26 protein-coding genes are annotated in these 24091 nt (G+C 72.0%); 13 read left to right on the forward strand and 13 right to left on the reverse strand.

The window, feature by feature from the left end; all coding sequences use genetic code 11:
- Positions 1-26: 26 nt before the first annotated feature.
- A complete protein-coding gene (locus tag AC3WRT_RS04460) occupies positions 27-431 on the reverse strand; it encodes a VOC family protein (protein ID WP_492719566.1) in 405 nt (134 codons plus the stop codon).
- Between the two features lie 31 nt (positions 432-462).
- Positions 463-1482 carry an SDR family NAD(P)-dependent oxidoreductase gene (locus tag AC3WRT_RS04465; RefSeq protein ID WP_492719568.1) on the reverse strand — a complete coding sequence of 340 codons (1020 nt, stop codon included), beginning with the start codon at positions 1480-1482 and terminating at the stop codon, positions 463-465.
- A 50-nt stretch (positions 1483-1532) separates the two neighbouring features.
- Here AC3WRT_RS04465 and AC3WRT_RS04470 point away from each other — a divergent pair, with 50 nt between their 5' ends.
- Positions 1533-2714, forward strand: coding sequence for a zinc-dependent alcohol dehydrogenase (locus AC3WRT_RS04470; protein WP_492719570.1), 1182 nt, complete (start codon positions 1533-1535; stop codon positions 2712-2714).
- A 21-nt stretch (positions 2715-2735) separates the two neighbouring features.
- On the opposite strand, the gene AC3WRT_RS04475 is transcribed toward AC3WRT_RS04470, so the two are convergent.
- The 4 genes from AC3WRT_RS04475 to AC3WRT_RS04490 all read right to left on the reverse strand — a co-directional run bounded on the left by AC3WRT_RS04475 (position 2736) and on the right by AC3WRT_RS04490 (position 4830).
- Positions 2736-3347 carry a UdgX family uracil-DNA binding protein gene (locus tag AC3WRT_RS04475; protein ID WP_492719572.1) on the reverse strand — a complete coding sequence of 204 codons (612 nt, stop codon included), beginning with the start codon at positions 3345-3347 and terminating at the stop codon, positions 2736-2738.
- Between the two features lie 63 nt (positions 3348-3410).
- Complete coding sequence (locus AC3WRT_RS04480; protein ID WP_492719574.1) at positions 3411-3659, reverse strand: hypothetical protein; 249 nt, start codon at positions 3657-3659, stop codon at positions 3411-3413.
- A gap of 54 nt (positions 3660-3713) precedes the next feature.
- Positions 3714-4412, reverse strand: coding sequence for a DUF6766 family protein (locus AC3WRT_RS04485; protein WP_492719576.1), 699 nt, complete (start codon positions 4410-4412; stop codon positions 3714-3716).
- Between the two features lie 82 nt (positions 4413-4494).
- Positions 4495-4830, reverse strand: a complete 336-nt coding sequence (locus AC3WRT_RS04490; RefSeq protein WP_492719578.1) for a hypothetical protein — start codon at positions 4828-4830, stop codon at positions 4495-4497.
- 255 nt (positions 4831-5085) lie between these two features.
- On the opposite strand from AC3WRT_RS04490, the gene AC3WRT_RS04495 reads away from it, so the two are divergent.
- Both AC3WRT_RS04495 and AC3WRT_RS04500 read left to right on the forward strand, forming a co-directional pair.
- Positions 5086-5904, forward strand: a complete 819-nt coding sequence (locus AC3WRT_RS04495) for a sigma-70 family RNA polymerase sigma factor (protein WP_492719580.1) — start codon at positions 5086-5088, stop codon at positions 5902-5904.
- A gap of 484 nt (positions 5905-6388) precedes the next feature.
- Positions 6389-7780: a cation:proton antiporter domain-containing protein gene (locus tag AC3WRT_RS04500; protein ID WP_492719582.1), complete on the forward strand. Its 1392-nt coding sequence runs from the start codon at positions 6389-6391 to the stop codon at positions 7778-7780.
- Positions 7781-7802: 22 nt separating this feature from the next.
- Here AC3WRT_RS04500 and AC3WRT_RS04505 read toward each other — a convergent pair whose 3' ends face one another.
- Positions 7803-8303: a universal stress protein gene (locus tag AC3WRT_RS04505; protein WP_492719585.1), complete on the reverse strand. Its 501-nt coding sequence runs from the start codon at positions 8301-8303 to the stop codon at positions 7803-7805.
- Positions 8304-8482: 179 nt separating this feature from the next.
- Here AC3WRT_RS04505 and AC3WRT_RS04510 point away from each other — a divergent pair, with 179 nt between their 5' ends.
- The 5 genes from AC3WRT_RS04510 (at position 8483) to AC3WRT_RS04530 (ending at position 12694) form a co-directional block, all read left to right on the forward strand.
- On the forward strand, positions 8483-9073 hold the full coding sequence (locus tag AC3WRT_RS04510; RefSeq protein WP_492719587.1) for a hypothetical protein: 591 nt from the start codon (positions 8483-8485) through the stop codon (positions 9071-9073).
- A complete protein-coding gene (locus AC3WRT_RS04515) occupies positions 9070-9573 on the forward strand; it encodes a pyridoxamine 5'-phosphate oxidase family protein (RefSeq protein WP_492719589.1) in 504 nt (167 codons plus the stop codon). Before AC3WRT_RS04510 ends, AC3WRT_RS04515 begins: the two co-directional genes overlap by 4 nt.
- A gap of 72 nt (positions 9574-9645) precedes the next feature.
- On the forward strand, positions 9646-11421 hold the full coding sequence (locus AC3WRT_RS04520) for a sensor histidine kinase (protein ID WP_492719591.1): 1776 nt from the start codon (positions 9646-9648) through the stop codon (positions 11419-11421).
- On the forward strand, positions 11397-12116 hold the full coding sequence (locus AC3WRT_RS04525; protein WP_492719593.1) for a response regulator: 720 nt from the start codon (positions 11397-11399) through the stop codon (positions 12114-12116). Before AC3WRT_RS04520 ends, AC3WRT_RS04525 begins: the two co-directional genes overlap by 25 nt.
- 239 nt (positions 12117-12355) lie before the next feature.
- Entirely contained in the window at positions 12356-12694 is a 339-nt protein-coding gene (locus tag AC3WRT_RS04530) for an ANTAR domain-containing protein (protein WP_492719595.1), read from the forward strand.
- 37 nt (positions 12695-12731) lie between these two features.
- On the opposite strand, the gene AC3WRT_RS04535 is transcribed toward AC3WRT_RS04530, so the two are convergent.
- From AC3WRT_RS04535 to arsB, 4 genes are all read right to left on the reverse strand, one after another.
- The gene (locus AC3WRT_RS04535) at positions 12732-13010 is read right to left on the reverse strand and encodes a DUF8691 family protein (RefSeq protein ID WP_492719599.1); all 279 of its coding nucleotides are present in this window, start codon (positions 13008-13010) and stop codon (positions 12732-12734) included.
- Between the two features lie 29 nt (positions 13011-13039).
- Positions 13040-15964 (reverse strand): winged helix-turn-helix domain-containing protein, encoded by a 2925-nt coding sequence (locus AC3WRT_RS04540; RefSeq protein ID WP_492719603.1) that lies wholly within the window; start codon positions 15962-15964, stop codon positions 13040-13042.
- 297 nt (positions 15965-16261) lie between these two features.
- The gene (locus tag AC3WRT_RS04545; protein ID WP_492719605.1) at positions 16262-16678 is read right to left on the reverse strand and encodes an arsenate reductase ArsC; all 417 of its coding nucleotides are present in this window, start codon (positions 16676-16678) and stop codon (positions 16262-16264) included.
- Positions 16675-17799, reverse strand: a complete 1125-nt coding sequence (gene arsB, locus AC3WRT_RS04550; protein WP_492719682.1) for an ACR3 family arsenite efflux transporter — start codon at positions 17797-17799, stop codon at positions 16675-16677. Before arsB ends, AC3WRT_RS04545 begins: the two co-directional genes overlap by 4 nt.
- A 189-nt stretch (positions 17800-17988) precedes the next feature.
- On the opposite strand from arsB, the gene AC3WRT_RS04555 reads away from it, so the two are divergent.
- Positions 17989-18342 (forward strand): ArsR/SmtB family transcription factor, encoded by a 354-nt coding sequence (locus AC3WRT_RS04555; RefSeq protein ID WP_492719607.1) that lies wholly within the window; start codon positions 17989-17991, stop codon positions 18340-18342.
- 15 nt (positions 18343-18357) lie between these two features.
- Here the strand turns inward: AC3WRT_RS04555 and AC3WRT_RS04560 are convergent, their stop codons facing one another.
- Complete coding sequence (locus AC3WRT_RS04560) at positions 18358-19200, reverse strand: aldo/keto reductase (RefSeq protein WP_492719610.1); 843 nt, start codon at positions 19198-19200, stop codon at positions 18358-18360.
- A 124-nt stretch (positions 19201-19324) separates the two neighbouring features.
- On the opposite strand from AC3WRT_RS04560, the gene AC3WRT_RS04565 reads away from it, so the two are divergent.
- Genes AC3WRT_RS04565 through AC3WRT_RS04575 form a run of 3 tightly spaced genes read left to right on the forward strand, consistent with a single transcriptional unit; the run spans position 19325 to position 21083 of the window.
- A complete protein-coding gene (locus AC3WRT_RS04565) occupies positions 19325-20293 on the forward strand; it encodes an aldo/keto reductase (protein ID WP_492719613.1) in 969 nt (322 codons plus the stop codon).
- A gap of 38 nt (positions 20294-20331) precedes the next feature.
- Positions 20332-20748 (forward strand): YidH family protein, encoded by a 417-nt coding sequence (locus tag AC3WRT_RS04570; RefSeq protein WP_492719615.1) that lies wholly within the window; start codon positions 20332-20334, stop codon positions 20746-20748.
- A complete protein-coding gene (locus AC3WRT_RS04575; RefSeq protein WP_492719617.1) occupies positions 20745-21083 on the forward strand; it encodes a DUF202 domain-containing protein in 339 nt (112 codons plus the stop codon). Before AC3WRT_RS04570 ends, AC3WRT_RS04575 begins: the two co-directional genes overlap by 4 nt.
- Before the next feature lie 55 nt (positions 21084-21138).
- Here the strand turns inward: AC3WRT_RS04575 and AC3WRT_RS04580 are convergent, their stop codons facing one another.
- The gene (locus tag AC3WRT_RS04580; RefSeq protein WP_492719619.1) at positions 21139-23352 is read right to left on the reverse strand and encodes an MMPL family transporter; all 2214 of its coding nucleotides are present in this window, start codon (positions 23350-23352) and stop codon (positions 21139-21141) included.
- A 93-nt stretch (positions 23353-23445) separates the two neighbouring features.
- On the opposite strand from AC3WRT_RS04580, the gene AC3WRT_RS04585 reads away from it, so the two are divergent.
- Entirely contained in the window at positions 23446-24090 is a 645-nt protein-coding gene (locus AC3WRT_RS04585) for a TetR/AcrR family transcriptional regulator (RefSeq protein ID WP_492719621.1), read from the forward strand.
- The last annotated feature ends 1 nt before the right edge of the window (position 24091 follow it).

Below are 24091 nucleotides of genomic sequence, written 5' to 3' on the forward strand. Positions count from 1 at the left end.
CGGCCTTTCGACGGTTGAGGAGGGTGTCAGGTGGTCGTGTCGAAGCTCATTCGGGGGTCGTGCCGCGGGGACGGCCCGTGGACGAGGCAGAACGGGTGGCCGACCGGGTCGAGGAACACGCGGAAGCCGTTCTCGGGAGCGCCGGTGACCCGTCGGGCACCGAGCGACAGGGCATGGGCCTCGGCCGCGTCCACGTCGTCGACCCTGATGTCCAGGTGCATCTGCTGCGAACGCGCTCCGTTCGGCCACTCCGGCGGCACCCACTCCTCGGCTCGCTGGAAGGCCAGCTCACGCATACCCGGGCTCCGTCCGATGACCACCCAGTCGGGGGCGTCCTCGAGCACCCGCATACCGAGCAGCCTGGCGTAGAACGACGCGAGACGCCGCGGGTCGGGACAGTCGACCACCGGCTTCTCCAGCTGTGCCCTCATCGGCCCTCACCCCCCTCGCGTACCGTCCCGTTCACTCCCGGTTGCGCCTCGCAGCCCGGTCACCGAGCGCCGTCAGCCGCTCGACGAGCGGTGACGCCAGGCGCCGTCCCGCCTCCGCCCCGCCCACCGTCTCGGCGCCTGCATCGGACGGCGCAGCCGGCAGGAGCCGGCCGGCAAGGCCCATGAGGCGCGTCGTCGTCCCGGGGGCGAGCCCGCGCACCCGGATGCCGAGCCACGCAAGCGGCGTGAGGACCACCATGGGCCGGCCGGCAAGGACGGCGTCGACGATGCGCCGCGCCGCTCGCTCTGCGTCCACCGACACCAGGGGCATCGATGCCACCGGCGCGAACCAGGCGTACTCGGCCGGGGCGTCGCCCCCGAACCGCGCATGCAGGTGACCACCGGTGCGCATCAGGCCCGGGACGATCGTCGTGGCCGTCACGCCGGTCCCGCTCAGTGCGGCTGCCAACCCGTCGGAGAAGCCGACGGCGGCGAACTTCGCCGTCGCGTAGGGCAGCAGGTGAGGCGGCGAGACCATGCCGCCGATGGACGTCACCGTCCCGATCCGCCCTCGACCCCGCCGCCGCATGTGCGGCAGCACGATCATCGCGGCATGGATGGGTCCCCACGCCATGGTGTCGATCGCGTCCTCGAACTCTTGCAGGACAAGGGACTCCGCAGGGGCCGCCTGGATGATCCCGGCCACCGTGACCATGACCTCGATGGGACCGAGCGTCTGCTCGACCCGGCCCACGAGCTCGCCCACCTGGTGCCGGTCGCGCACGTCGCACTGCTCCGTCGTCAGGGGCCCGTGCTCCTTGAGGGCCCCTGATGCGGATTCCAGCTCGTCGGTGTCTCGTGCCGCGACCACGACGTGGTGGCCCCGATCGAGCAGCTCACGGCAGATGAGGAAGCCCAGGCCGCGGGAGCCGCCCAGGACCACGGCCACGGGCCGGTCCGCCCCCGAGACGGGCGCCGGGATGGTCGCAGTCGCAGGGGTGGAGGCAGGGGTGATGGCAGAGTCGGGTGAGGCTTCGTCCGTTCGCGACATGGTCTCTCCTGCTGGTTCTTTCTCGGACGGGCGTGGGTAGGAACGACCACATGAAGGCTCTGACCTGGCACGGCATCGAGGACGTCCGTGTGACAGACGTACCCGACCCCGTGATCACTGACACCACCGACGCCATCGTGCGCGTGACCTCCACGGCCATCTGCGGATCCGACCTGCACCTCTACCGGGTGCTCGCCCCCTACCTGCAACCCGGCGACGTCTTGGGCCACGAGTTCATGGGGATCGTCGAGGAGGTGGGCCCGGAGGTGGCCACCCTCGCCGTGGGCGACCGGGTCGTGGTGCCGTTCAACATCTCCTGTGGCCGGTGCTGGATGTGCCAGCGGGGGCTCTTCGCCCAGTGCGAGACCACGCAGAACACCGCATCCGGCAAGGGCGCGAGCCTCTTCGGTTACACGAGCCTGTACGGCTCGGTGCCCGGCGGCCAGGCGGAGTACGTCCGGGTGCCCCACGCGGACTTCGGCCCCATCGTCATCCCCGACGCGATGCCGGACGAGCGCTTCCTCTACCTCTCCGACATACTGCCGACCGCGTGGCAGGCGGTCGACTACGCCGACGTCAACCGCAACGACACGCTGGCCGTCCTCGGCCTGGGTCCTGTCGGGCAGCTTGCGGTCCGTTCGGCGCTGCACCGCGGCGTCGGGCGGGTCATCGGGGTAGACCTCGTGCCCGACCGCATCGAGCTCGCGCGCTCGCACGGCGCGGAAGTCATCGACGCCACGGACACGGACGTCGCGCAGGCGCTCATCGAGCTGACCGATGGCCGCGGACCGGATGCCGTCATCGACGCGGTCGGTATGGAGGCGCACGGAAACCCTATGTCCGAGAAGGTCATCGCCGCCGCGAGCCGACTGCCCAAGCCGCTGGCCCGAGGAGCGATCGAGCGCTTCGGCATCGACCGCCTCGCCGCCCTGCACACCGCCATCTCGGCCGTTCGGCGCGGGGGCACGCTCTCGATCAGCGGTGTCTACGGCGGCATGGCCGACCCCATGCCCATGATGGAACTGTTCGACAAGGGCCTGACGGTCCGGATGGGCCAGTGCCACGTGCGGCGGTGGAGCGACGAGCTGCTCGACATCGTGCGCGCCGACGACGACGTGCTCGGCCTCGAAGGGCTGGCCACGCACCACGCGCGGCTCGAGGACGCTCCCGACCTCTACCGCATCTTCCAGCAGAAGCAGGAGGAGTGTCTCAAGGTCGTCCTCAAGCCGTGACCCTCAGGGGTTGCCCAACCGTCAGCGCACCAGGTCGGCGACCACGGTGAGGTCGGCGACCAGGGCTGCGAAGTCCTGGTCGCGCTGGCGCGAGCGCAGCACGGAGGACGGGTGCGCGGTGGCGACCAGCCACGTGGGTGGCTGCGTCAGGGGGAAGCGGTCCGCCGGCCAGTCGAGCCGCCTGCCGCGGGAGGCCCCCACCCGGAAGGCGCTGCCGAGCAGCGCCTGGCCGGCGGTGGCGCCGAGGACCACCACACCGGCGGGCCGCACGGCCTCGAGCTCGCCGAGCAGCCAGGGCTCGCACGCAGCGACATGCCACCGTGACGGCGACTTGTGGATGCGCTTGCCGGCCCCACGCTCGTGGCGGAAGTGCTTGACGACGTTGGTGCGGTAGGCGGCTACGTCCGCGAGCCCGGCCGCGGCCAGCGCCTCGTCGAGCAGCCGGCCGGCCGGCCCGACGAACGGGCGACCCTCGCGATCCTCGCGGTCGCCGGGCTGCTCACCGAGGAGCATGAGCTGCGCCCCCTCTGGACCGTCACCGAGGACCGCCTGGGCCGTGTCCTCGTAGAGCTCGCAGCCCCGGCAGTCTTGCACCGCGGCACGCAGGGACGCCAAGGTCGGCTCGGGCGGCACCCACGGCGTCGCACCGTCACCCCGCGGCCCGGTGATCCGGCTCAGAAGACAGCACCCCTCCCGTCACGCCCATGACGTGCCGGAGGCGCGGCCGATGCCGCAGTCGCCGCCCGTGACGAGAGCGCGTCTGCCCTGCAGCTTGTCGTGACCGACGTAGGTCTGCTCCCCGTGCTCCGGGACCGGGTCCATCTCGCTGGTCAGGCCCGGGGGCTGCTGCTGGGCGGGGAAGCCGACCTGGTCGTCGTCGCGCACCATGCTGGCGGCTCGGTCGGCGATCTCGGACACGGTCGTCCCTCCGGTCGATGGCACCATGCCTTCCTCCTACCCAAAGCCCGCCCGTACCGCGGCACCCCAGCCCCAGCGGGCTCAGTCGTCCGAGGTCGTCGTGTGGTGCGGCATACCCACGGGCTTGGACTCCGGCGACCCGCGCTCGCGCAGGTAGATGGCGAAGACGGCCATCGACCCGATCGCCAGCATCTCGGACTGCCAGTTCTGCAGGGTGCGGGACCAGAAGTCCGAGCTCGTGAGGTACTCGCCGAAGCCGAGGGGGTCGAGCAGGTCGCGCATGCGCTCGTCGTTGTCCGCGACGCGGCCGGACACCGCCTGCCCGAGCCAGCACAGGACGAAGACGAGACCCATCACGCCCACGAGCGAGTGGGAGTAGAGGCCTTGCCGCCAGCCCCCGGCCCGCGACCAGGCCGGCGAGTCGACGCGCGCGAACCGGCCCACCATCTGCTCCTCGTCGGACTGCCGGCCCCCCTCTCCCGGCTTCTTCGACTCGGACGATCCCTTTTGGACGAGCCACACCAGCAGCAGGATGTAGAGCGCGAACTGGAGGTACTCGGACTGCCAGTTCTCGAGGAGGTCGACGGCGAAGGACGAGGACGTCACATAGCGCAGCATCGAGATCTCTTGCAGCCCATCGGTTCTCGCCGCCTCGTTGTAGCCGGCCAGCCCCGAGACCGCCTGCCCCGCCACGAAGACGAGAAGCAGCAGCCCGAAGGCGATGGAGAGGCTGTTGTGCCGCCACGCACGTCTCGTACCGGCGTTGCGCCGCCCGCTCATCGGCCGGTCACCCCGACCGCGAAGGCGAGGGCCAGCCCGGCCAGGATGACGGCGCAGTAGAGGACGAACATCACCTTCATGGTCAGCTCCCCTGGATGGCGCAGTGGTAGGGCACCGCGTCGTCGGAGGAGGTTCGCGTGCACCCGGCGGCGGTCACCCGCCAGCCGGAGGCGAAGCGCGCGAGGAAGACGGCCTGGTCGCCCATCAGCACCTGGGCGGAGTTGACGGCGACGGTCACCTCTCGGACGCCGTCAGGGGCCGGTGGTCGCGCCTGCTCGAGGCCGGAGCTGCAGTCGCCCGAGTCGTCCTGCAGATGCTGGACCGTGCGGGGCGCAAGAAGGGCACAGGCCCGTCCGGCGTCGGACTGCACCAGCGTGAGGAATCGCTGTGCGACCGCGCTCGCCTCCGGCTCGTCCACCGAGGAGCAACCTGCAGCGCACATTGCGGCAAGGGTCAGCAGAGCAGCATGCACAAGGGATCGCACACCCCTGCACTACCCCCTGTCGCACGCAACCAAACCCAAGCGGGGACGAATGCGCTCAGACCGCCCGATCGGCAACAGCCGCCTGCAGATCCGACGTTGCACAATCGTCCGAACCGTGGCACATTCGAAAGGTCTGAGCGGTCCAATCACAGCGCCGACTCCGTCATCCGAATCGATCGGAGATGAGTCATGGCGCCTTACTCTTCCCAGCCGCGACTGTCCTTTGCCGAGCGCGATGCCGAGACGTCCGAGCTCTTCGAGCAGCTGGCGTCCGCCAGTTCGCCCGCGGAGTCCGAGCATGTCGTCGAGAAGATCGTGCACCTCTACCTCGACCTCTGCTCCACCATGGCCGGACGCTACGAAGGGCGGGGCATCGAGCACGACGACCTCGTGCAGGTGGCCCGGCTCGCCCTAGTCAAGGCGGTTCGCCGCTACGAACCCGGGCACGCACCGTCCTTCGCCGCCTACGCCGTCCCGACGATCTCGGGGGAGCTCAAGCGGTGGTTCCGTGACCGCGGCTGGGTCGTGCGCCCGCCGCGGCGCCTGCAGGAGCTCCGGGTCAACCTCCAGGCCGTTCGGGCCCAGCTCGAGCAGGAGCTCGGCGCGACACCCACTGACGCCGACCTGGCGGAGGCCGTCGGTGCGACGGTCGAGGAGGTGCGGGAGGTCGCATCGGCGGCGACCGGCTTCCGGCCGCTGTCGCTGGACTGCAGCCCCTCCGACGACGAGCGACCCGGGCTCGCGGCCTTCCTCGCCGCGGACGATGAGGAGATGCAGGGCGCCGACGACCGCGTCTGCCTGGCCGAAGCGCTCACCGAGCTCGACGACGACGAGCGGGAGCTGCTGCTGATGCGCTATGTCGAGGGCATGACCCAGCGCGAGATCGGCGAGGCTCGAGGCGTCAGCCAGATGCAGGTGTCGCGCACGTTGAGGCGCATCACGCTGCGCCTGCACGACCACCTCGTCGACCACGCGGACACCTCGGAGGAGATGAGCACCGCCTCCTGAGCGGCGCGGTCAGTCCACGACGTCCCGGCGCCGTGGGCTGCCGCCCGTGAGCGGGTGGCAGCTCACCGGCGCCGGCCGTGCTCGTACGTCGTGACGCTCGCGCACCGCAAGCGAAGGACTGTGCCACCGCGCGCAGGTGTCGTCGGGCGCTCGCCCCTCGTCGTCACTCACGCGGTCACCGCCGCTTCCTTCTCCAGGAACACCATGCCCCTGGCACCCCGCTTGGCGGGCCAAGGTTCCTCGGTTGCGCCGACGTCTGCGTCGGGCGTGCAATGGGAGCAGCGTGCCAAGCGTCCCGGGGTGTCTGGCGCGTTAGGTCTGCCGGCCAAACAAGGAGCCGGCAGACCGCACGGGCAGTGGCCGCTGCGCGCGGTATGCCTCCCGTCTGCGCCGCAGCCGTGCCCGGCCCGGGTGATCCGGTGCCCGCGGCACCGACCCGGGTAGGTGACAGGGAGGCCCACACCGAGGAGCACCCGATCCCCCCATGTCGATCAACCTGATCTACCTCATTGCCGGCGGGGCCATGTTCCTCGCTGCCGTCCTACCGAGCGTCCTCGACCGGTATGCCGTGTCCGCCGCCATGGTGCTGCTCGTCCTCGGCATGGGGATCGGGCTGCTGCCGCTCCCGGAGGGGATGCGCCTCGACCCCGTGGCCATCCGCCCACAGGTCGAACGAGTCACCGAGTTCGCCATCCTCGTGGCGCTCATGGGCGTGGGCCTCGCGATCGACCGGTCGTTCGACTGGCGCAGCCGTTCGGCGTGGGCCTCGTGGTCGCCGACGTGGCGGCTGCTGGCCGTCGCCATGCCGCTCACGATCGGTGTGGTGGCCGTGCTCGGGTGGGGACTGGGGGTGGCGCCTGCGGCGGCCCTGCTGCTCGGTGCAGTCCTCGCCCCCACCGACCCGGTGCTGGCGAGCGACGTCCAGGTCGCCGGCCCCGGGACCGCCAGCGGCGACTCGGGCAGGGACGACACCGCAGACCCCACCGGCGGTGGGCACGCGAAGTCCCTCCCGGACGACGAGGAGGCCCTGGGCGAGCCTGTCGACGAGAGGGACGACGTGCGCTTCGCCCTGACCTCCGAGGCCGGCCTCAACGACGGGCTCGCCTTCCCCTTCGTCACGGCTGCCGTCCTGCTCGCGTCCGCGGGAGGAGTCGCGTCGTGGGGGCTGCAGTGGCTGGCGTGGGACCTCGTCGGCAGGGTTGCCATCGGTGTCGGTGTCGGGGTGGCCGTCGGGTGGGGCCTGGCCTTCGTCGCCTTCCGCTCCCCGCGTCGGTCCCTGCGGCTCGCCGAGCAGGGAGAGCCGCTCCTGGCACTGGCTGCGCTCGTGATGACCTACGGGCTGAGCCAGCTCGTCGGCGGCTACGGGTTCCTCTCGGTCTTCACCTGCGGGATGGCGCTGCGCGCCGCGGAGCGCAACCACCACTACCACCGGTCGATGCATGAGGTCGTCCAGCGGCTGGAGCGGTTGCTCACGCTCATCATCCTGCTCATGCTCGGCATGGCCATGACCAAGGGCGTCCTCGGCGAGCTCGACTGGCGCAGTGTCGCCATCGCCGTCGCCCTCGTCTTCGTCGTCCGCCCGGCCGCCGGATGGGCGAGCCTCAGGCTGGGGGCGCGTCCGGCACACCTGCCCGGAGGGCTCGGACCCCGCGAGACGCTGGCCACCGCGTTCCTCGGTGTGCGCGGCGTCGGATCGCTCTACTACCTCGCCTTCGCTGCCGGCGAGCACGCCTTCGCCGACGAGCGGTGGCTCTGGTCGACGGTCGCCTTCACGATCCTGCTGTCGGTGATGGTCCACGGCACCCTGGCCACGCCGGTCATGCGCTACCTCGAGCGTCGTCGGGCGCGGGCCCACCACGGCGCTGCACGAGTCTGAAGCTCGAACCGCCGGGACGTCGTCAGCGGGCGACGACCACGGTGCACAGCGCGTGCTCGAGGACGGCACGGCTCGTCGATCCCAGCCGCATACCGACGAAGCCGCCGCTCCCGGTGGCGCCCATGACGACGGCATCGGCGGAGGCCGACAGCTCGACGAGCTGCTCCGCAGCGTGACCCGAGCGCACCTGCTGCTCGATCGTGACGTCCGGGAAGTCCGCGGAGACCTCCTGCACGACGTCCCGCAGGAAGGAGCGCGTGGCCTCTCCCGGGTCGGCGGTGAACCACCAGGGTGAGGCACCGACCTGCTCCGGTGGAGCCACAGGATAGAGGTGCCACACCGAGAGGGCCACGACCGTGGCCCCTCGGGCCCGCGCCTCTGTACAGGCCCACCGCAACGCGAGGCGGCTCTCCTTGGAGCCGTCCACGCCCACGACGATCCGCCCAGGCGCCTCTGCGCCGGCTGGGCCCGATGCCGCTTGCGATGACGTTGGCGTTGATACGGGTCGGGTGGTCTCGTCCATGGTGCTCACCTCTGTTTCCAGTCTGACGTGGCGCCTCGCCGAGCGGCAGATGCAGCGGTCCTGTCCGTTCCGGGACCTTGGTCCCACGACCGGCGACCTTCGACCGTGTCAGGGCGGGGACGCCGGCGCGCACGATCGACGGAGCGCCGCACCCGACGGCGTGGGACCAGGGAGAGCACATGTGCACCGTTCTCATCACCTACTCGACCCCGCCCGGGCCGGACGAGCCGGTCGCAGGGGTCACGGCCGGTGTCGACGAGGCGATCGCTGCCGCGATCCCCGACGAGCTGACCAACGCCGGCCACCGCGTCACCTGCCGTCCGTCGGTCGCCACACCGGGCACCGAGGACTTCGACCTCGTCGTGGAGGTCAACCGTCTTCAGGTGAACCACCGGTTCGACGCGAAGTCCTCACCGGTGCCGCGCGCACCGCGGCACACGGCGGCGCACGCCGACCGGCGCTCCGGCGGTCAGTCGCAGGCCCGCCAGGGCCAGTCGACCATCCCGATGACGTGGGCGGCCGACTGGCGAGCCGTCGACGCGTGGGCGCGCAGCGTCGGCAACCACCTGGCCTACTTCCTCGACGTACGCCTGGAGCTGCTCCGCGTGCGCGCCGAGCTGGAGCGATGCCGCGCGATGCTCCGGGCGGCCGCGCCCGAACCCCGCCAGCTCTCGGCCGTCGAGCTGGGCCGCCAGGTCGAGACCACCTCGGGCCGGGGCGTGCACCGGCGCCCCACTCACTCGGGGTCCACCCGCGGAGGCGTGACATGACCAACTCCGACCACTCCGTCCAGCCTCGCGCGAACGAACGCCCACCCGGCCAGCGGAGCAACCGACGGATCAACTACACCGACCTCACGGCGGCGGAGTGCCAGGCACTGCTCGAGTCCCGCGACATCGGGCGCATCGGGTGGAACGCCGGCCACGGCCCACAGATCTTCCCGGTCAGCTACGCGGTGGTGGCCGAGCTCATCGTCTTCCGCACGTCACCGTTCGGGGTGCTCTCGGAGCTGGTGCGCCCGGCCCAGGTCGTCTTCGAGGTCGACGACCTCGACTCGGGGCGCCGCACGGGCTGGAGCGTCATCGTCCACGGGCGCGCCCAGGCGGTCGCGTCACCTGCCCTGCTGACGCACCTCTGGACGGTGGAGGGCGCCGAGCCCTGGGCCGGCGGGGTGCGCAACGTCTTCATCGCCATCGGTGTCGAGCGGATCACCGGGCGCTCCTTCGGGTCGCAGCAGGTGCCGCAGGCCGCGCGCCGGAGTCCACGCTGAGCCGCCGGTCGGCCCTCTCCTGGTCAACGGCCCCCGGGCGGCACCGTGCCGGCCTAGCCTTGGAGCCATGACGTGGACGAGCGCCACGGCTCCCCTCACCCCAGCTCCGCCGAAGACGACGGACCGCTGATGGCCGAGCGCGCCACGTTCCCAGCGGGTTCTGTCGGTTCCGCGGAAGACCGCCTCCGGAGACTGCTCGCGGCCAACCGGTCGGTCGTCTCGGAGCTGGCGCTTTCGGCTGTTCTACGACGTATCGTCGATGCGGCGCGCGCCGTGGCGGGCGCCCGGTACGCGGCCCTGGGGGTCATCGGCGCGGACGGCCGCCTGGAGGAGTTCGTCCACTCTGGATTGGACCCGGCGACCGTGGCGCGGATCGGGAAGCCCCCGACGGGCGCCGGAGTCCTGGGGACGCTCGTCGACCATCCGGAGCCGATCCGGCTCCACACGATCAGCGACGACCCCCGTTCGATCGGCTTCCCTGCCGGACACCCCCCGATGAGAGGTTTCCTCGGGGTGCCCGTGCGCTCGAGAGGCGAGGTCTTCGGCAACCTCTACCTCGCCGACCGGGTCGACGGATCCGACTTCACCGCGGACGACGAGGACCTCGTCGTCGCCCTGGCTGCGAACGCCGGTGTCGCGATCGAGAACGCCCGCCTCTACGAGGAGTCGCGCCTGAGGCAGGAATGGCTGCACGCGTCGGCCGAGATCAGCCGCGACCTGTTGCGGCCGGGTCTCGGGGACGACGTTCTGGTGCGCATCGCCGACGCCGTGCTGCGCCTTGCGGACGCCGACCTGGTGACCATCGACTTCCCGAGCGAGAAGTCCCGAGCCGACAGTGGCGGGCCGGCCGGGTCGCCGCCACGGCCCGGCCAGCGTCTCGTCGTCGAGGTGGCTCGCGGGCCGGGGGCCCGGGGGCTCGTGGGGGCCACCTACGACGCCGACACCTCGCTCGCCGGCCTCGCGATGCGCGAGCGACACGCCGTGCTCGCGAACGAGCCCGACCAGGCGGAGGAGCCGTTGAGCCGGGTCGCCGGGGTGGGGCCCTACGGTCCCGCAATGGCGTGCCCCCTCGTCGCCGACGCCGGCGTGCGCGGGGCGATCGTCGCGGTGCGACACCCCGGCGGGCGCGCCTTCACCGCGTCCGACCTAGAGATGGCCGAACAGCTCGCCACCCACGCCGCGCTCGCCCTGGAGCTCGCAGACGGACGGGTGGACGAGGAGCGCCTCGCGGTTCTCGAGGACCGGCACCGGATCGCCCGTGACCTGCACGACCACGTCATCCAGCGGATCTTCGCGGCCGGTCTCACGCTCGAGGCGGTCAGCCGGCGTGCCGGGGATGCAGCGCTGCGTGAGGCGCTCGGCCGCACCGTCGAGGACCTCGACGAGACGATCCGCAGCATCCGGGCCTCGATCTTCGAGCTGCAGCCCCCGTCGTCCCCCGACGCCCGCAGCGCGCTGGTCGACGTCGTGACGGCGTCGACAGGAGGGCTGGGCTTCGAGCCGACCCTGCGGCTCGAGGGACCGGTCGCCTCCGTCCTCGGTCCGACCCTGCTCCACGACGTGACGGCCGTCCTGCGCGAGGCGTTGACCAACGTCGTCAAGCATGCCGGCTGCTCTGCGGTGGACGTACGCGTCGCCGTCAGCGCGCGCTCGGTGACGGTGGAGGTCACGGACAACGGCCCCCTCGCGCGGCAGCGGCTCGTCGCAAGTCCCGAGCCACTGCTGATGCGTCGGCACCGCGGGCTGGACAACCTCGCGGCACGCGCCCGCGCGCGGCACGGCGACTGTGTGCTCAGGACGGACGACAGGGAGACGGTGCTGAGATGGACCGCCCTCGCGACCGAGTGAACGCCGGCGGTCGGCCGCCGCAGATCACGGTCTTCCTGCTCGACGACCACGAGATCGTGCGGCGCGGGCTGATCGACCTGCTCGAGTCGCACGGTGGCTTCCGCGTCGTCGGTGAGGCCGGCACGGTGGCCGAGGCGCTGCGCCGCATCCCCACCCTGGCACCCCAGGTGGCACTGCTCGACGCGCGCCTGCCCGATGGGAGCGGGATCGACGTCTGTCGCAGCGTCCACGAGAGCAGCCCATTGACCCGGTGCCTGATCCTCACCTCCTACGACGACGACGACGCGCTCTTCGCGGCTGTCATGGCCGGGGCCTCCGGCTACCTGCTCAAGCAGATCCGAGGGCCCTCGCTGACGGAGGCCCTCGAGCACGTGGCCGCGGGGCACTCACTGGTCGACCCCGCCCTCGTGGAACGGCTGCTCGAGCGCCTCCGCCGACCCGAGTCGGACTCGACAGGCACGAGCCAGGGACTGCGTGCCGACGGCCTGACAGAGCGCGAGCAGGAGATCCTCACCCTCATCGCGGAGGGTCTGACGAACCGGCAGATCGGTGACCACCTCCACCTCGCCGAGAAGACCGTCAAGAACTACGTGTCGGGGCTCTTGGCCAAGCTGGGCTTCGAGCGCCGCACCCAGGCCGCCGTCTACGGCTCCCAGCACCGAGCGGATCCGTCGCTGCCCGGTGAAGGGCGGTGACGGCATACGACCCCACACCCGGCAGCGACGCTGTGTTTCGGCCGTCTGTGTTTCGGCCGTTGTAACGGATCGCCGCGGTTCGCGATGGTGTCAGTGAAGCGGCACCCGATCCCCCGAGCGGGTGCCGTTTCGCTGTGCGCCAGGGCAAAGGCCCCGTCCGCGCACGCGGTCGTCTAGGCTGGTCAGGCACCGGTCGTGGTCGAGCCGAGGCTGGTGACCCGGTACCAGTAGGAGTTCCCATGGAGCCACACGTCGTGGTGGGCAGCTCGTCCCGAGACGGGGTCAACTCCGCCTTCGCGTCGGGCGTGCTCGGTCAGGAGCAGCTCACGCCCGTCGAGTCCTACCTGCTCGATGCGCTGACGCGGCTCGACGCCGCGGAGTCGCGAGCGATCCAGCTCGAGGCCGCTCTGTCCCACAGCCGCGACATCGGGGCGGCCGTCGGCATCCTCATGGCGCTTCACCGGGTGACGCGTGAGCAGGCGTTCGAGCAGCTGCGCCGTGCCAGCATGTCGCGCAACGTCAAGCTCTACGAGCTGGCCGCCGAGGTCGTCGAGACCGGCTCGCTCGACCGGCGCTGAAGCTCCTACCTCCGACCCGGAGCTCAGGCCGTCGAACTCAGTCGGGCAGGCGCCGCAGCTCGAGCAGGGTGAAGCCGAGGTCCTGGAAGCGGTCCAGAATTCCGTGCAGGTGTGGTGGGTCCTGAACGACGCCGTACATGACAGAGCCGGTCGCACCGATCTCGAGGGTGCACACCGTGAGGTCGGGAAAGGCCGCGTGGGCGACCTCGGGAATCTGCTCCGCCAGGATGAACTCGTAGCGCACGACGGCCCCTTTCGGGTCGATGCCGGTTGCTCCTGCACCGATCGTCCCGCTCGGCCTTGCAGTCGTCGTCACCCCCCTCGGGTGAGCGGTCGCGACCCCACCTAGAGCAGCCCGAGGCGACGCCCGGCGGCCACAGCCTCGCGTCTGGAGCCCACTCCCAGCTTCTGGAAGACCGACCGCATCTGGGTCTTCACCGTGTTGCGGCTGACGGCGCGAGCGACGGCGATCTCGGCGACCGTCAGGAGCGAGGGCAGCTCACGCAGCAGGCTCAGCTCGCGGTGGCTGAGGGCCACGTCCAGCAGGTCCCCGGTGGTGCTCTGTGCCACGTCTCGCGGTCGTGCGAGCAACCTGGCCACGAAAGGTTCAAGGGCGCCGAACCGGCCCACACCGGCAGAGAGCAGGTCCATGACGTCGGGGGCCACCTCCAGGACCATCCGTGCAGCTCCCTGGGAGGCTGCCAGGCCGAGAGCTCTGACCAACTCCTCGTGGGCCACGGTGGGCTGGCCGTTGCGGTGGGCGACCACCGCCACGACGAGGTGTGCGGTGACGGCTGCGCGCAGGGACATCGCTCCCGGGTCGCCGGCCACGAGCGGCGCTGCAGCCGCCCGAGCAGCGACGTCATCGCCGGAGCGCAGGTGCCGCACGCCCGCCATGGCGCTCGTCTCGGCCTCGCTCCGCGGCAGCCCGGCGCACAGGTCCTCGATCTCCGCCGCCAGTCGTGGCAGCCCCGCCAGCAGGACGATGCGGTGCGCCTGGGACAGCTCGCCCAGTGCCATCTCAGGGGTCATCGAGTAGCCGAGGGTTTCCCGGGTCCCGGCCATGACCCGTGTGGTGATCTCGCGCCGGACTCCGGGCTGGTCTCCGGCCTGCTCGAGGTCGAGCTGGGCCTCGAGCAGCCGGGCGAGCCGCGCCAGCTGTTCGAGCCCGCGCCCGGCGGTCGACGTGTCGGCGACGGCGTCCGTGTGGTCGCCGGACGCGCCGCCGGTCGCCTGCGAGGAGTCGACCGGCCCCGCACCCGCCGCCGCGGCGACCACGACGAGCGCCACCCGGTTCCGCTCGCGCGCGAGCTTGTCGTCGAGCTCGTAGAAGGCACCCCAGCCGGCGAAGACGTGGGCGGGGAGCAGCCGGGGCGAGAGCACCCAGGGCGTGCCCTGCGACTCCGCCAGGACGCGTTCGGACCAGGCGGTCATCTCGACGAGATCCTCACGCGTCGAAGCCACGGAGGCAAGCCCGACCATGGCCTGCAACGCCGGAAGGAGGTGACCTGAGGTGCGTGCCGCGCTCAGCGCGGCGCCGAAGGCCGTCCGAGCCTCGTCGAACCGGCCCGCCCCCATCAGCACCTTGCCGCTCGTCAGGTCGTCGAGCAGGGCAAGGTCGGACTCGGCGTGTGACAGGGAGCCCCGAGCCGAGCGGTCCACATCGCCAGTCGGCGTCTCCGCCCCGACGGCCGCCGTCAGTCCCGCCGGGAGCAGGGACTGTTCGTGACCGCCGTCCGTGAACGAGAGCCAGCGCAGGGCAACCGTCACCAGCCGGTCGAGCGGCAGGCCGTGGTCCTGCTCCTCCTGGCTGCGTGGCCGCACGTCTGCAGCCCTCCTGGCGACCCGGGACAGCTGCGCCCGGGCGGCCGCCGCGTCCGAGAGGTCGAGGCTCGCCAGGGCCCCGACCGCGGTCATCACTGCGCCATCGCCGTCCACCGCCCGCACAGCCGCCTCGACGTCGGCGGCCCGGCCGTCGAGCAGCAGGTGCAGGGCGTGGTGGTGGATGACGTCGCTCACGAGGTCGAGGTCACCGGCAGCCTCGGCGTGCCGCAAAGCCTGACCGGGGGCCCGGTGGGCGGCATACCACTGGGCGGCCCGCGCGTGGACCTCGCGCGCGCGGCGCAGGCTGCGCGCCTCGAGCATCGCGCCGAGATAGCTGCGGAGCAGCACGTGGTAACGGTAGGTCGGCGTGCCCACCCGGTCGGCCGACACCATCGCGTTGTCGGCAGAGAGTGAGTCGAGCAGCGAGCCGGCGTCGTCGCGACCCGTGACGGCAGCGGCGAGGTCTGCGGTCAGGTCCTCGAGCACCGAGGTGACGAGGAGGAAATCGCGGGTGGGCTCGTCCAGGCCGGCGAGGACCTCCTCCACGAGGTAGCCCGACATGGCGCGGTGACTGCGGGCGAACTCCCGCAGGAAGTCGTCGGTGTCGCGCCCCTGTGCCAGGGACACGGCCGCGAGTGCCACCCCGGCAGCCCATCCCTCGGTGAGCTGCTGCAGCTGTTGCAGCTGGTTGTCGTCGAGCGCGAGGCCGTGGCGCAGGAGCAGCTCACGCGTGTCGTCGATGGAGAACCTCAGCTGGTGCTCGCGCACCTCCACCAGGCGCTCCTCGAGCCGGAGGCGGTCGAGGTGCAGCCCCGGGTCGGCGCGCGTGCCGACGATGACGTGCAGGTGGGGCGGCGCCCAGCGCACGAGGCGCGCCGCCAGCTCGAGGCACCGCGGGTCGCGCACCAGGTGCAGGTCGTCGAGCACCAGCCACGTCTCGAGGCCCGTCCCGGCAGCGAGCTCGGTGAGTCGCCCGACGAACGCACGACCGGGACCGATCGGTTCGCTCTCGTCCTCGGTTGCGGGCAGGACGTCACCGACGGCCGCTCGCAGGGCCCCCAGCAGGGTCTCGGCCATGACCTGGGGGTCGTTGTCCTCACGGTCGAGGGCGGCCCATCCCACGAGCTCGCCCCGCTCGACCAGCTCGGCGGCCCAGTCAGCGAGCAGAGTCGTCTTGCCCGTGCCGACCGAGCCGGCGACGAGCACGAGGGTCCCGCTGCCGCGCTCGCTGGCCGACAGGAGAGCGCGCGGGGCCGGTGTCGTCGCACGCCTGACGGTACGCAGGGCCACCCCTGGCGCCCGGTGCTTGGGCGACCGGTACCCCGCCGGGCGACGTTCGGCCGGGCCGCGTTCGTTCGGGGCACGGTCGGCCGGCCGCGCAACCGGGTGCAGCTGGGCGCTGACGGGGACCGGGTCACCGGACGGGTCGACTGTTCCCGAGTGCACGCTCTTCAGCCTCGCTGCCCGGTGCCGGCTTGTCGCCCCTGGACCGGACGGTGTTCGGCCGTCGCTCGGATGCAGGCGCGTAGTGCTGGAGGGTTCATCACGGGCACTTTCGGGAGGAGGGAGATGCCTGCGACAGCGCGGGGCGAGCTCCGCGACCACTCGTCCTCGTGGCCTGGCGAATGTCCCGACTTCACGGTACCGCCGGGATTCCCGCGGCATGGGTGGTTGGGATTCCTCGCCCTGAACCGTCCACCTGCTGGCGTATGCCGTCGGCGCGCACCGACCGCCGCCATCCGGTCAGGGGGTGGCGGGCTCCACGCCGAGCGACTCCAGCAGGGCGACAACCCGGCGGTGGATCTCGTCGCGGATCGGCCGCACCGCCTCGAGTGCCTGGCCGGCCGGGTCGTCGAGCTCCCAGTCCTCGTAGCGTTTGCCGGGGCAGATGGGGCAGGTGTCGCCGCAGCCCATCGTGACGACGACGTCGGACTCGCGTACGGCTTCGGTGGTCAGCACCTTCGGGAACTCGGCGGCGATGTCGATGCCTTCCTCCGCCATCGCCGCGACGGCGGAGGGGTTGACCCGGTCCGCCGGGGCGGACCCGGCCGACCAGACCTCCACCGCGCCACCCGCGAGGTGGGCGAGGTAGGCGGCCGCCATCTGCGAGCGGCCGGCGTTGTGGACGCAGACGAACAGCACGGTGGGGCGGTCGGTCATCGGAGGGCCTCTGTGGTGGCCCGCTGGACGCGCCGACCGTCGTCGGTGCCGGCGAAGCGTCGCCGCAGGGCGAGGCTGACGTAGACGAGCGCGACGAGTGCGGGCACCTCGATGAGAGGGCCGACCACGCCGGCGAGCGCCTGGCCCGACGCCGCGCCGAAGGTGGCGATGGCGACGGCGATGGCGAGCTCGAAGTTGTTGCCCGCTGCGGTGAAGGCGAGCGTGGTCGTGCGCTGGTAGCCGAGGCCCAGGCCCCCGCCGAGGGCGAAGCCGCCGCCCCACATGACGATGAAGTAGAGGAGCAGGGGCAGCGCGATCCGCGCCACGTCGAGCGGCCGGGAGGTGATGGCCGCGCCCTGCAGGGCGAAGAGGACGACGATCGTGAAGAGCAGTCCGTAGAGCGCCGAGGGTCCGATGCGGGGAAGGAAGGTGCCTTCGTACCAGGCACGCCCACGCCGGCGCTCCCCGATGCGCCGCGAGAGGTAGCCCGCCACGAGGGGCACGCCGAGGAAGACCAGGACCGACCGGGCGATGTCCCACGTCGACGCGTCGATGCCCGTCTGCGCGAGGCCGAGCCAGCCGGGCAGGACCGACAGGTAGAACCAGCCGAGGCCCGCGAAGGCGAAGACCTGGAAGACGGAGTTGAGGGCGACGAGCACCGCGGCAGCCTCCCGGTGGCCGCATGCCAGGTCGTTCCAGATGATGACCATGGCGATGCAGCGGGCGAGCCCCACGATGATCAGGCCGGTGCGGTAGGCGGGCAGGTCGGGGAGGAAGATCCAGGCGAGGGCGAACATCAGCGCCGGTCCGACGAGCCAGTTGAGCACGAGCGAGCTGACGAGCAGCCTCTTGTCGCCCGCCACGGAGTCGAGCCGGTCGTATCGGACCTTGGCCAGCACGGGATACATCATCACGAGCAGCCCGAGGGCGATCGGGAGCGAGACCCCGTCGACCTCGACGCGGGAGAGTGCGTCGCCGAGGCGCGGCACGATGCGGCCGAGCAGCAGTCCGGCCACCATCGCGAGACCGATCCACGCGGGCAGGAACCGGTCGAGCGTCGAAAGCTGCGCGGTGACCGAGGCGGGACGGTCACCCGGGCCGGCGGGCGGGCGCCCACCCACGGACGGGGTGCTGCTGGGCGCGCTGCGCGGTGTGTTGATGGGCGTACTCACCGGAACCCCTCGGACGACTGGGACGAGCCACTACGCGGCGACTCGCGTCGATGCTCCTCGATGTCCCGAAGGGTTGCAGCAGCATCAGCCTGTGTCAATATGGATCGTCATCGATACCGGGAGACGGAGGGCGCAGCCATGGGCGTGACCACGTTGAGCACCACGCCGCAGCAGGTGCCCGCGCTCTCCGAGTGCGGCTCCCCCGCCGTGCCGGTTCTGGACCGCTCGGAGGCGGACCGCCGGGCCGCCCTGCTCAAGGCGCTCGCCGACCCGGTGCGGCTGCAGCTGCTCAGCATCATCAGCGCCTCTCCCGGCCAGGAGGCGTGCGTCTGCGACATGACGGAGGCGGTGCAGGTCTCGCAGCCGACCGTCAGCCATCACCTCAAGACGCTCGTCGACGCGGGCATCGTGACCCGGCAGCGGCGCGGCAGCTGGGCCTGGTTCCGCCTCGAGTCCGCTCAGCTGGCCGCCGTGCGGGACTTCCTGGCATAGCCGGGAGGCCCACGCTCACATCTCCTCGTGGGTCTCCGGGTCGCCGCCGAAGAGGCGGCCGTCGGCGCGGCCGAGAGCCGTGATCGCAGACATCTCGTCGGCGCCCAGCTGGAAGCCGAACACGTCGAGGTTGCTGCGCTGCCGGTCGGCGTCCGACGACTTCGGCAGCGGCACGACGCCGAGCTGCACCTGCCAGCGCAGGATCACCTGCGCGGGCGTGACGCCGTGCGACTCGGCCGCGGTAGCCACGGGGTCGGCCGCGAACGGTGCGCTGCGCTTGCCCAGCGGGCTCCACGCCTGGGTGAGGATCCCGAGCCGCTCGTGCACGGCCCGCAGCGGCTCCTGGGGGAAGAGCGGGTGCAGCTCCACCTGGTTGAGCACCGGCGTGACGCCCGTTGCCTCGATGACCTCGGCGAGGTGCTGCTCGGTGAAGTTGCTGACTCCCACGGACCGCACGAGCCCGCGCCCACGGCATTCCACGAGCGCCCGGTAGGCCTCGACGTAGAGGCCGACGCTCGGGTTGGGCCAGTGGATCAGGGCGACGTCCACCTGCTCGAGGCCCAGGCGCTCGAGCGAGCCCTCGACCGAGGCGACCGCCCGGTCGTGGGCGTGGTCGCGCCCCGGCACCTTGGTCTGCACGACGAGCTCGTCGCGGGGCACGCCCGACCGGCGGATCGCCTCCCCGACCTCGGACTCGTTGCCGTAGTTGACGGCCGTGTCGAGCAGCCGGTAGCCGGCCTCGAGCGCGGACACCATGGCGCGTATGCCGTCCTCCCCCGTCAGCGGGTAGGTGCCGAAGCCGACGGCCGGCAGGTCCGTGCCGTCGTTGAGGGTGCGGGTCGGTGCGCTCGTCGCCATGCGACCAACCTACGCAGGGCCGGTCTGCCTGCGCGAGGCAGGCAGCGGCGGGGTACGGAACGAGGCGGCGGCCGCGCCCGCCACTGCGCGCACCGAGATCTCCCACCCCGGAAGGACCTCCACCATGGAGTACACCCGTCTCGGCCAGTCAGGCCTCACCGTCAGCAGGATCGCCCTCGGCTGCATGAGCTTCGGCGACAGCAGCCGCGGCAACCACGCCTGGTCGCTCGACGAGTCCGCAAGTGAGCCGCTCTTCCGGCAGGCGGTCGAGGCGGGCATCACCTTCTGGGACACCGCCAACGTCTACAGCGCCGGCTCGTCCGAGGAGATCGTCGGTCGTGCGATCACCACCTACACGCGCCGCGAGGACGTCGTGCTCGCGACCAAGGTGCACGGCCGGATGCACGACGGCCCCGGCGGAGCAGGCCTGTCCCGCAGGGCGATCCTCGAGCAGATCGACGCCTCGCTGACCCGGCTCGGCACCGACTACGTCGACCTCTACCAGATCCACCGCTTCGACCCCGAGACACCGGTCGAAGAGACGATGGAGGCGCTGCACGACGTCGTCAAGGCCGGCAAGGCCCGCTATCTCGGCGCCTCCTCCATGTGGGCGTGGCAGTTCGCGACGATGCAGCACGCGGCCGACCTCGGTGGCTGGACCCGCTTCGTGTCGATGCAGGACCAGTACAGCCTCATGCAGCGTGAGGAGGAGCGCGAGATGTTCGGGCTGCTCGCCGCCCAGGGCGTCGGGGCGGTGCCTTGGAGCCCGCTGGCCCGCGGTCGCCTCGCGCGCCCGTGGGGCACCGAGACGAAGCGCACGGGCAGCGACGCCTTCGGGCAGACGCTCTTCAGCGAGCGCGACAAGCCGATCGCCGACGCGGTCGAGCAGGTGGCCACGGCGCGCGGCATCCCGATGGCGCAGGTGGCCCTGGCCTGGGTGCTGCGCAACCCGGTCGTCAGCGCCCCGATCGTCGGACCGACGAAGGCGCAGCACCTCGCCGACGCCGTCGCCGCCTTGGACGTCCGGCTCACCGATGACGAGGTCGCGGCCCTGGAGGGGCCGTACACGCCGCGCGAGCCCACCGGCTTCTGAGCTCCCTCCGGCGGCGGTGCGGGGGAGGATGATCGTGCGTGACCCTGCCGCCGGGCGTGGTCGCCGCCGACGACGAGGAAGGGGCGCAGATGGCCGAGGCCGACCGGCGCTTTCCCCGCTCCGTCTTCGACCACGGCGAGGACCCGGATCCCCGCTTCAGCCTGGCCAACGAGCGCACGTTCCTGGCGTGGATCCGCACCGGCCTGGCCTTCGTCGCGGCCGGGCTCGCCGTGGAGGCGCTGCAGGTGCCCTTGACCGCGTGGCTGCGCGCCACGATCGCGGTCCTGCTCGTCCTGGCCGGGATGGCCGCGACCGCGCAGGCGTGGCTCTCCTGGGTGCGCACCGAGCGGGCCATGCGCCGCCTCGCCCCGCTGCCGTCGTCGGGGCTGAAGCTGCCGATCGCGGCGCTGCTCGGGCTCGTGGCCCTGGCCGTCATCGTGGGCCTGCTGCTGTGACCTCCGAGCCACTTCCCGACCCGGGCCTGCAGGCCGAGCGCACCTCGCTCGCCTGGCGGCGCACGGCGCTGTCGGTCGCGATCGGCTCCCTCGTGGGACTTCGCCTGCTCCCGCCGCACCTCGGCACGCTCGGGTATGCCGTGTCGGCCCTGGGCCTGCTGTGGAGCCTCGACCTCGCGCTGAGCGCCCGGCGTCGCTACCGCGACGGGCTGCAGCTGGTGCGCGCCGGCACCGGTGGCACCACGGTGGGCGCGACCCTTGCGCGCACCGCGGGCGCGGCCGGTCTCCTCGCCACCGCAGCACTGGCCTTCGTCGTCGTCATTGCGACCCGCTGACGTCGACGACCCCGCATGCCGCGCCCCCTCTCGCACGCGGCATACGGGATCGGCGTCATTGGGTGCGCGGCGCCACCGGCACCTCGTCGGCCACCGAGGGGACGGGGCGCAGCCTCTCGCCCTCGATGTCGACGTCGGGCATCGCCCGGTCGAGCCAGCGCGGGAGCCACCAGGCGCGGTCGCCGAGGAACGACATGACGGCGGGCACGAGCGAGAGCCGCACGACGAACGCGTCGACGGCGACGCCGAAGGCCAGCGCGAAGCCCATCGACTTGATGATCGGGTCGTCGACGAGCACGAAGCCGGCGAAGACCGACATCATGATCAGCGCCGCCGCCACGACAACGCGTGCGCCGTGCCCCACGCCGGCCACGACGGCGTCGCGGGCGGTGTCGCCGCGCACGAAGTCCTCGCGCATCCGCGAGACGAGGAAGACCTCGTAGTCCATGGCAAGGCCGAAGAGGATGCCGATGAGCAGGATCGGCAGGAAGCTGACGAGCGGCCCGGCGGTGTCGAGGCCGACGAGCGAGGACAGCCAGCCCCACTGGAAGATCGCGACGGTCGCGCCGAAGGCAGCGCCGATCGTCAGCAGGAAGCCGAGGGTGGCCTTGAGCGGGACGAGCAGCGAGCGGAACATCAGCATGAGCAGCACGAAGCCGAGCCCGACGACGACGAGCAGGTAGACGGGCAAGGCCGATGCGAGCTTGTCCGAGACGTCGACGCCGACGGCCGTGACACCGGTGACGGAGATCTGTGCGCCCGTGGCGGTGGAGGTGGCAGCCAGCCGTGAGCGCAGGTCACGCACGAGGTCGAAGGTCGCCTCCGCTGTGGGCCCCGACTTCGGGATGACGGCGAGGAGGCTCGTGCGCCCGTCCGCGCTGGTCTGTCCGGGGGCGACGGCGAGCACGTCACCGAGGACCGAGGCGGCCTTCGCCGCGCCGGCCGTGGCCTGCTGCACCTGCTGCCGCGTGCCGCCGTGGACAACCATGACGAGCCGGCCGTTGAAGCCCTCGCCGAAGCCCTCGGAGATGAGGTCGTAGGCGATGCGCTTGCTGCTCGTGACCGGCGCTGTGCCGTCGTCGGGCAGGGCGAGGCGCATGTCGGCCGCGGGCAGCGCGACTGCGCCGAGGACCACGACGCCGGCGACGAGCACCGGGACCCGGTGGCGGACGGTGAAGCGTCCCCAGGCGAACCCGCGGTTGCCGGCCTGCTCGTCGAGGTCGGTCCCAGCCGGCTCCCCCCGATCGTCGCGGTCGGTCCGGCGCTGGCGCCGGGAGAGCACCCGGTCGCCGGCGAAACCGAGCAGGGCCGGGAGGAGCGTGACGGCCACGAGGACGGCCACGAGCACGGTTCCGGCGGCCGCGAGCCCCATGGCGGTGAGGAACGGGATGCCCACGACCGACAGTCCGGCGAGGGCGATGATCACGGTGAGACCGGCGAAGACGACGGCGGTGCCCGCGGTTCCGACCGCTCGCCCGGCGGCCTCCTGGCGTCCCAGGCCGAGGGCGAGGTTGTGCCGGAAGCGCGAGGTGATGAAGAGCGAGTAGTCGATGCCGACGGCGAGGCCGAGCATCAGGGCGAGCACCGGCGTGACGCTGGAGAGCTCGACGCCGTGCCCGACGATGAGCAGGCCGATCATGCCGACCCCGACGCCGACGAGCGCGTTGACCATCGTCATGCCGGCCGCGACGAGGGAGCCGAAGGTGATGAGGAGCACGACGAGGGCGACGAGCACGCCGATGCCCTCGGTCGAGCCGATCTCCGGGGTGGCGAGCAAGGGCTCACCGCCCGCCGCGACCGCCCAGCCGGCCGGTGCGGCCCGGCCCACGGCCTCGTAGGCCGATCGCTGGTCGGCGGTCAGCTCGTCGGCTGTCTTCGCGAACTGCACGGTGACCAAGCCGTAGCGCCCGTCCGGGCTGATCGCCTTGGTGTCGAAGGGGCTCAGGGCGCCGACGACTCCGGGCACGTTCGCGGCGCGCGCCACGACCCCGTCGACGACGGCCTTGGCGGACGGGGCCACGACGGTCTCGCCCTCGGGCGCCCGGACGACCACGGTGCCGGATGCGCCACTGGCCTGCGGGAACTCCTTGGCCAGGGCCTCGAGCGCACGCTGCGACTCGGTGCCGGGGATCGTGACGCTCGAGGTCGGCGACGTGCCGAGGGTCAGCAGGACGCCTCCCAGCACGGCGAGCAGGACGAACCAGGCGGACGCGACGACGCCTCGACGACCGAACGCGAAACGTCCGATCCGGTAGAGCAGGGTGGCCATGAGGTGACTCCAGGACGGCTCGAGCGCGGGGCTCGGATGGGTGCTCGGATGGGTGCTCCGATGGGTGTCGGGGCCGGGCGTCGATGGTCGGCCGTGCTCAAGTTAACCGATCGGCTAAGTTCGGACAAGCCGGCCGAGGCCTCGGCTAGGGTGGCCGCGTCCGGAAGGAGGGTCGCCATCGCCAGACCACAGGCCCGGCGCGGGCACGGCCGTCGACGTGTCACCGACGCCGCCGTGGAGCTCTTCGCGGAGCACGGGGTCAGCGGCACGTCGCTGCAGATGATCGCCGACCACCTCGGCGTCACCAAGGCAGCCGTCTACTACCAGTTCCACGCCAAGGAGGACATCGTCCTCGCGGTCCTCGGGGCGGCGCTCGAGGAGATGGCTGCCTTCGTCACGGCAGCCGAGGCGCAGAGCTCCCCCGACGAGGCGGCGATGGTGGCCCTGCGCGGGCTCGTCGACCTCATGATCGGCCACCGCAAGGAGGTGGCCGCGCTCATGCGCGACCCCGAGGTCGAGCGCATCATGGCAGCGCACGACGACCTCGAGTCCCTCGTCCGGCGGCTCACGACGCTGCTCCTCGGCCCCTCACCCGACCTGCGCCGACGCGTCGTCGTCTCGGTCGTGGGTGCAGGCGTCTCGCAGGCCGGCATCGACCCGTTGCTCGCCGACGTCGACGACGAGACGCTTCGCGCCCAGCTGCTCGAGCTCGGGCCCTCCCTGCTCCGCAGGGCCTGAG

It is taken from the genome of Terrabacter sp. FW104-15G4B (assembly GCF_058790095.1).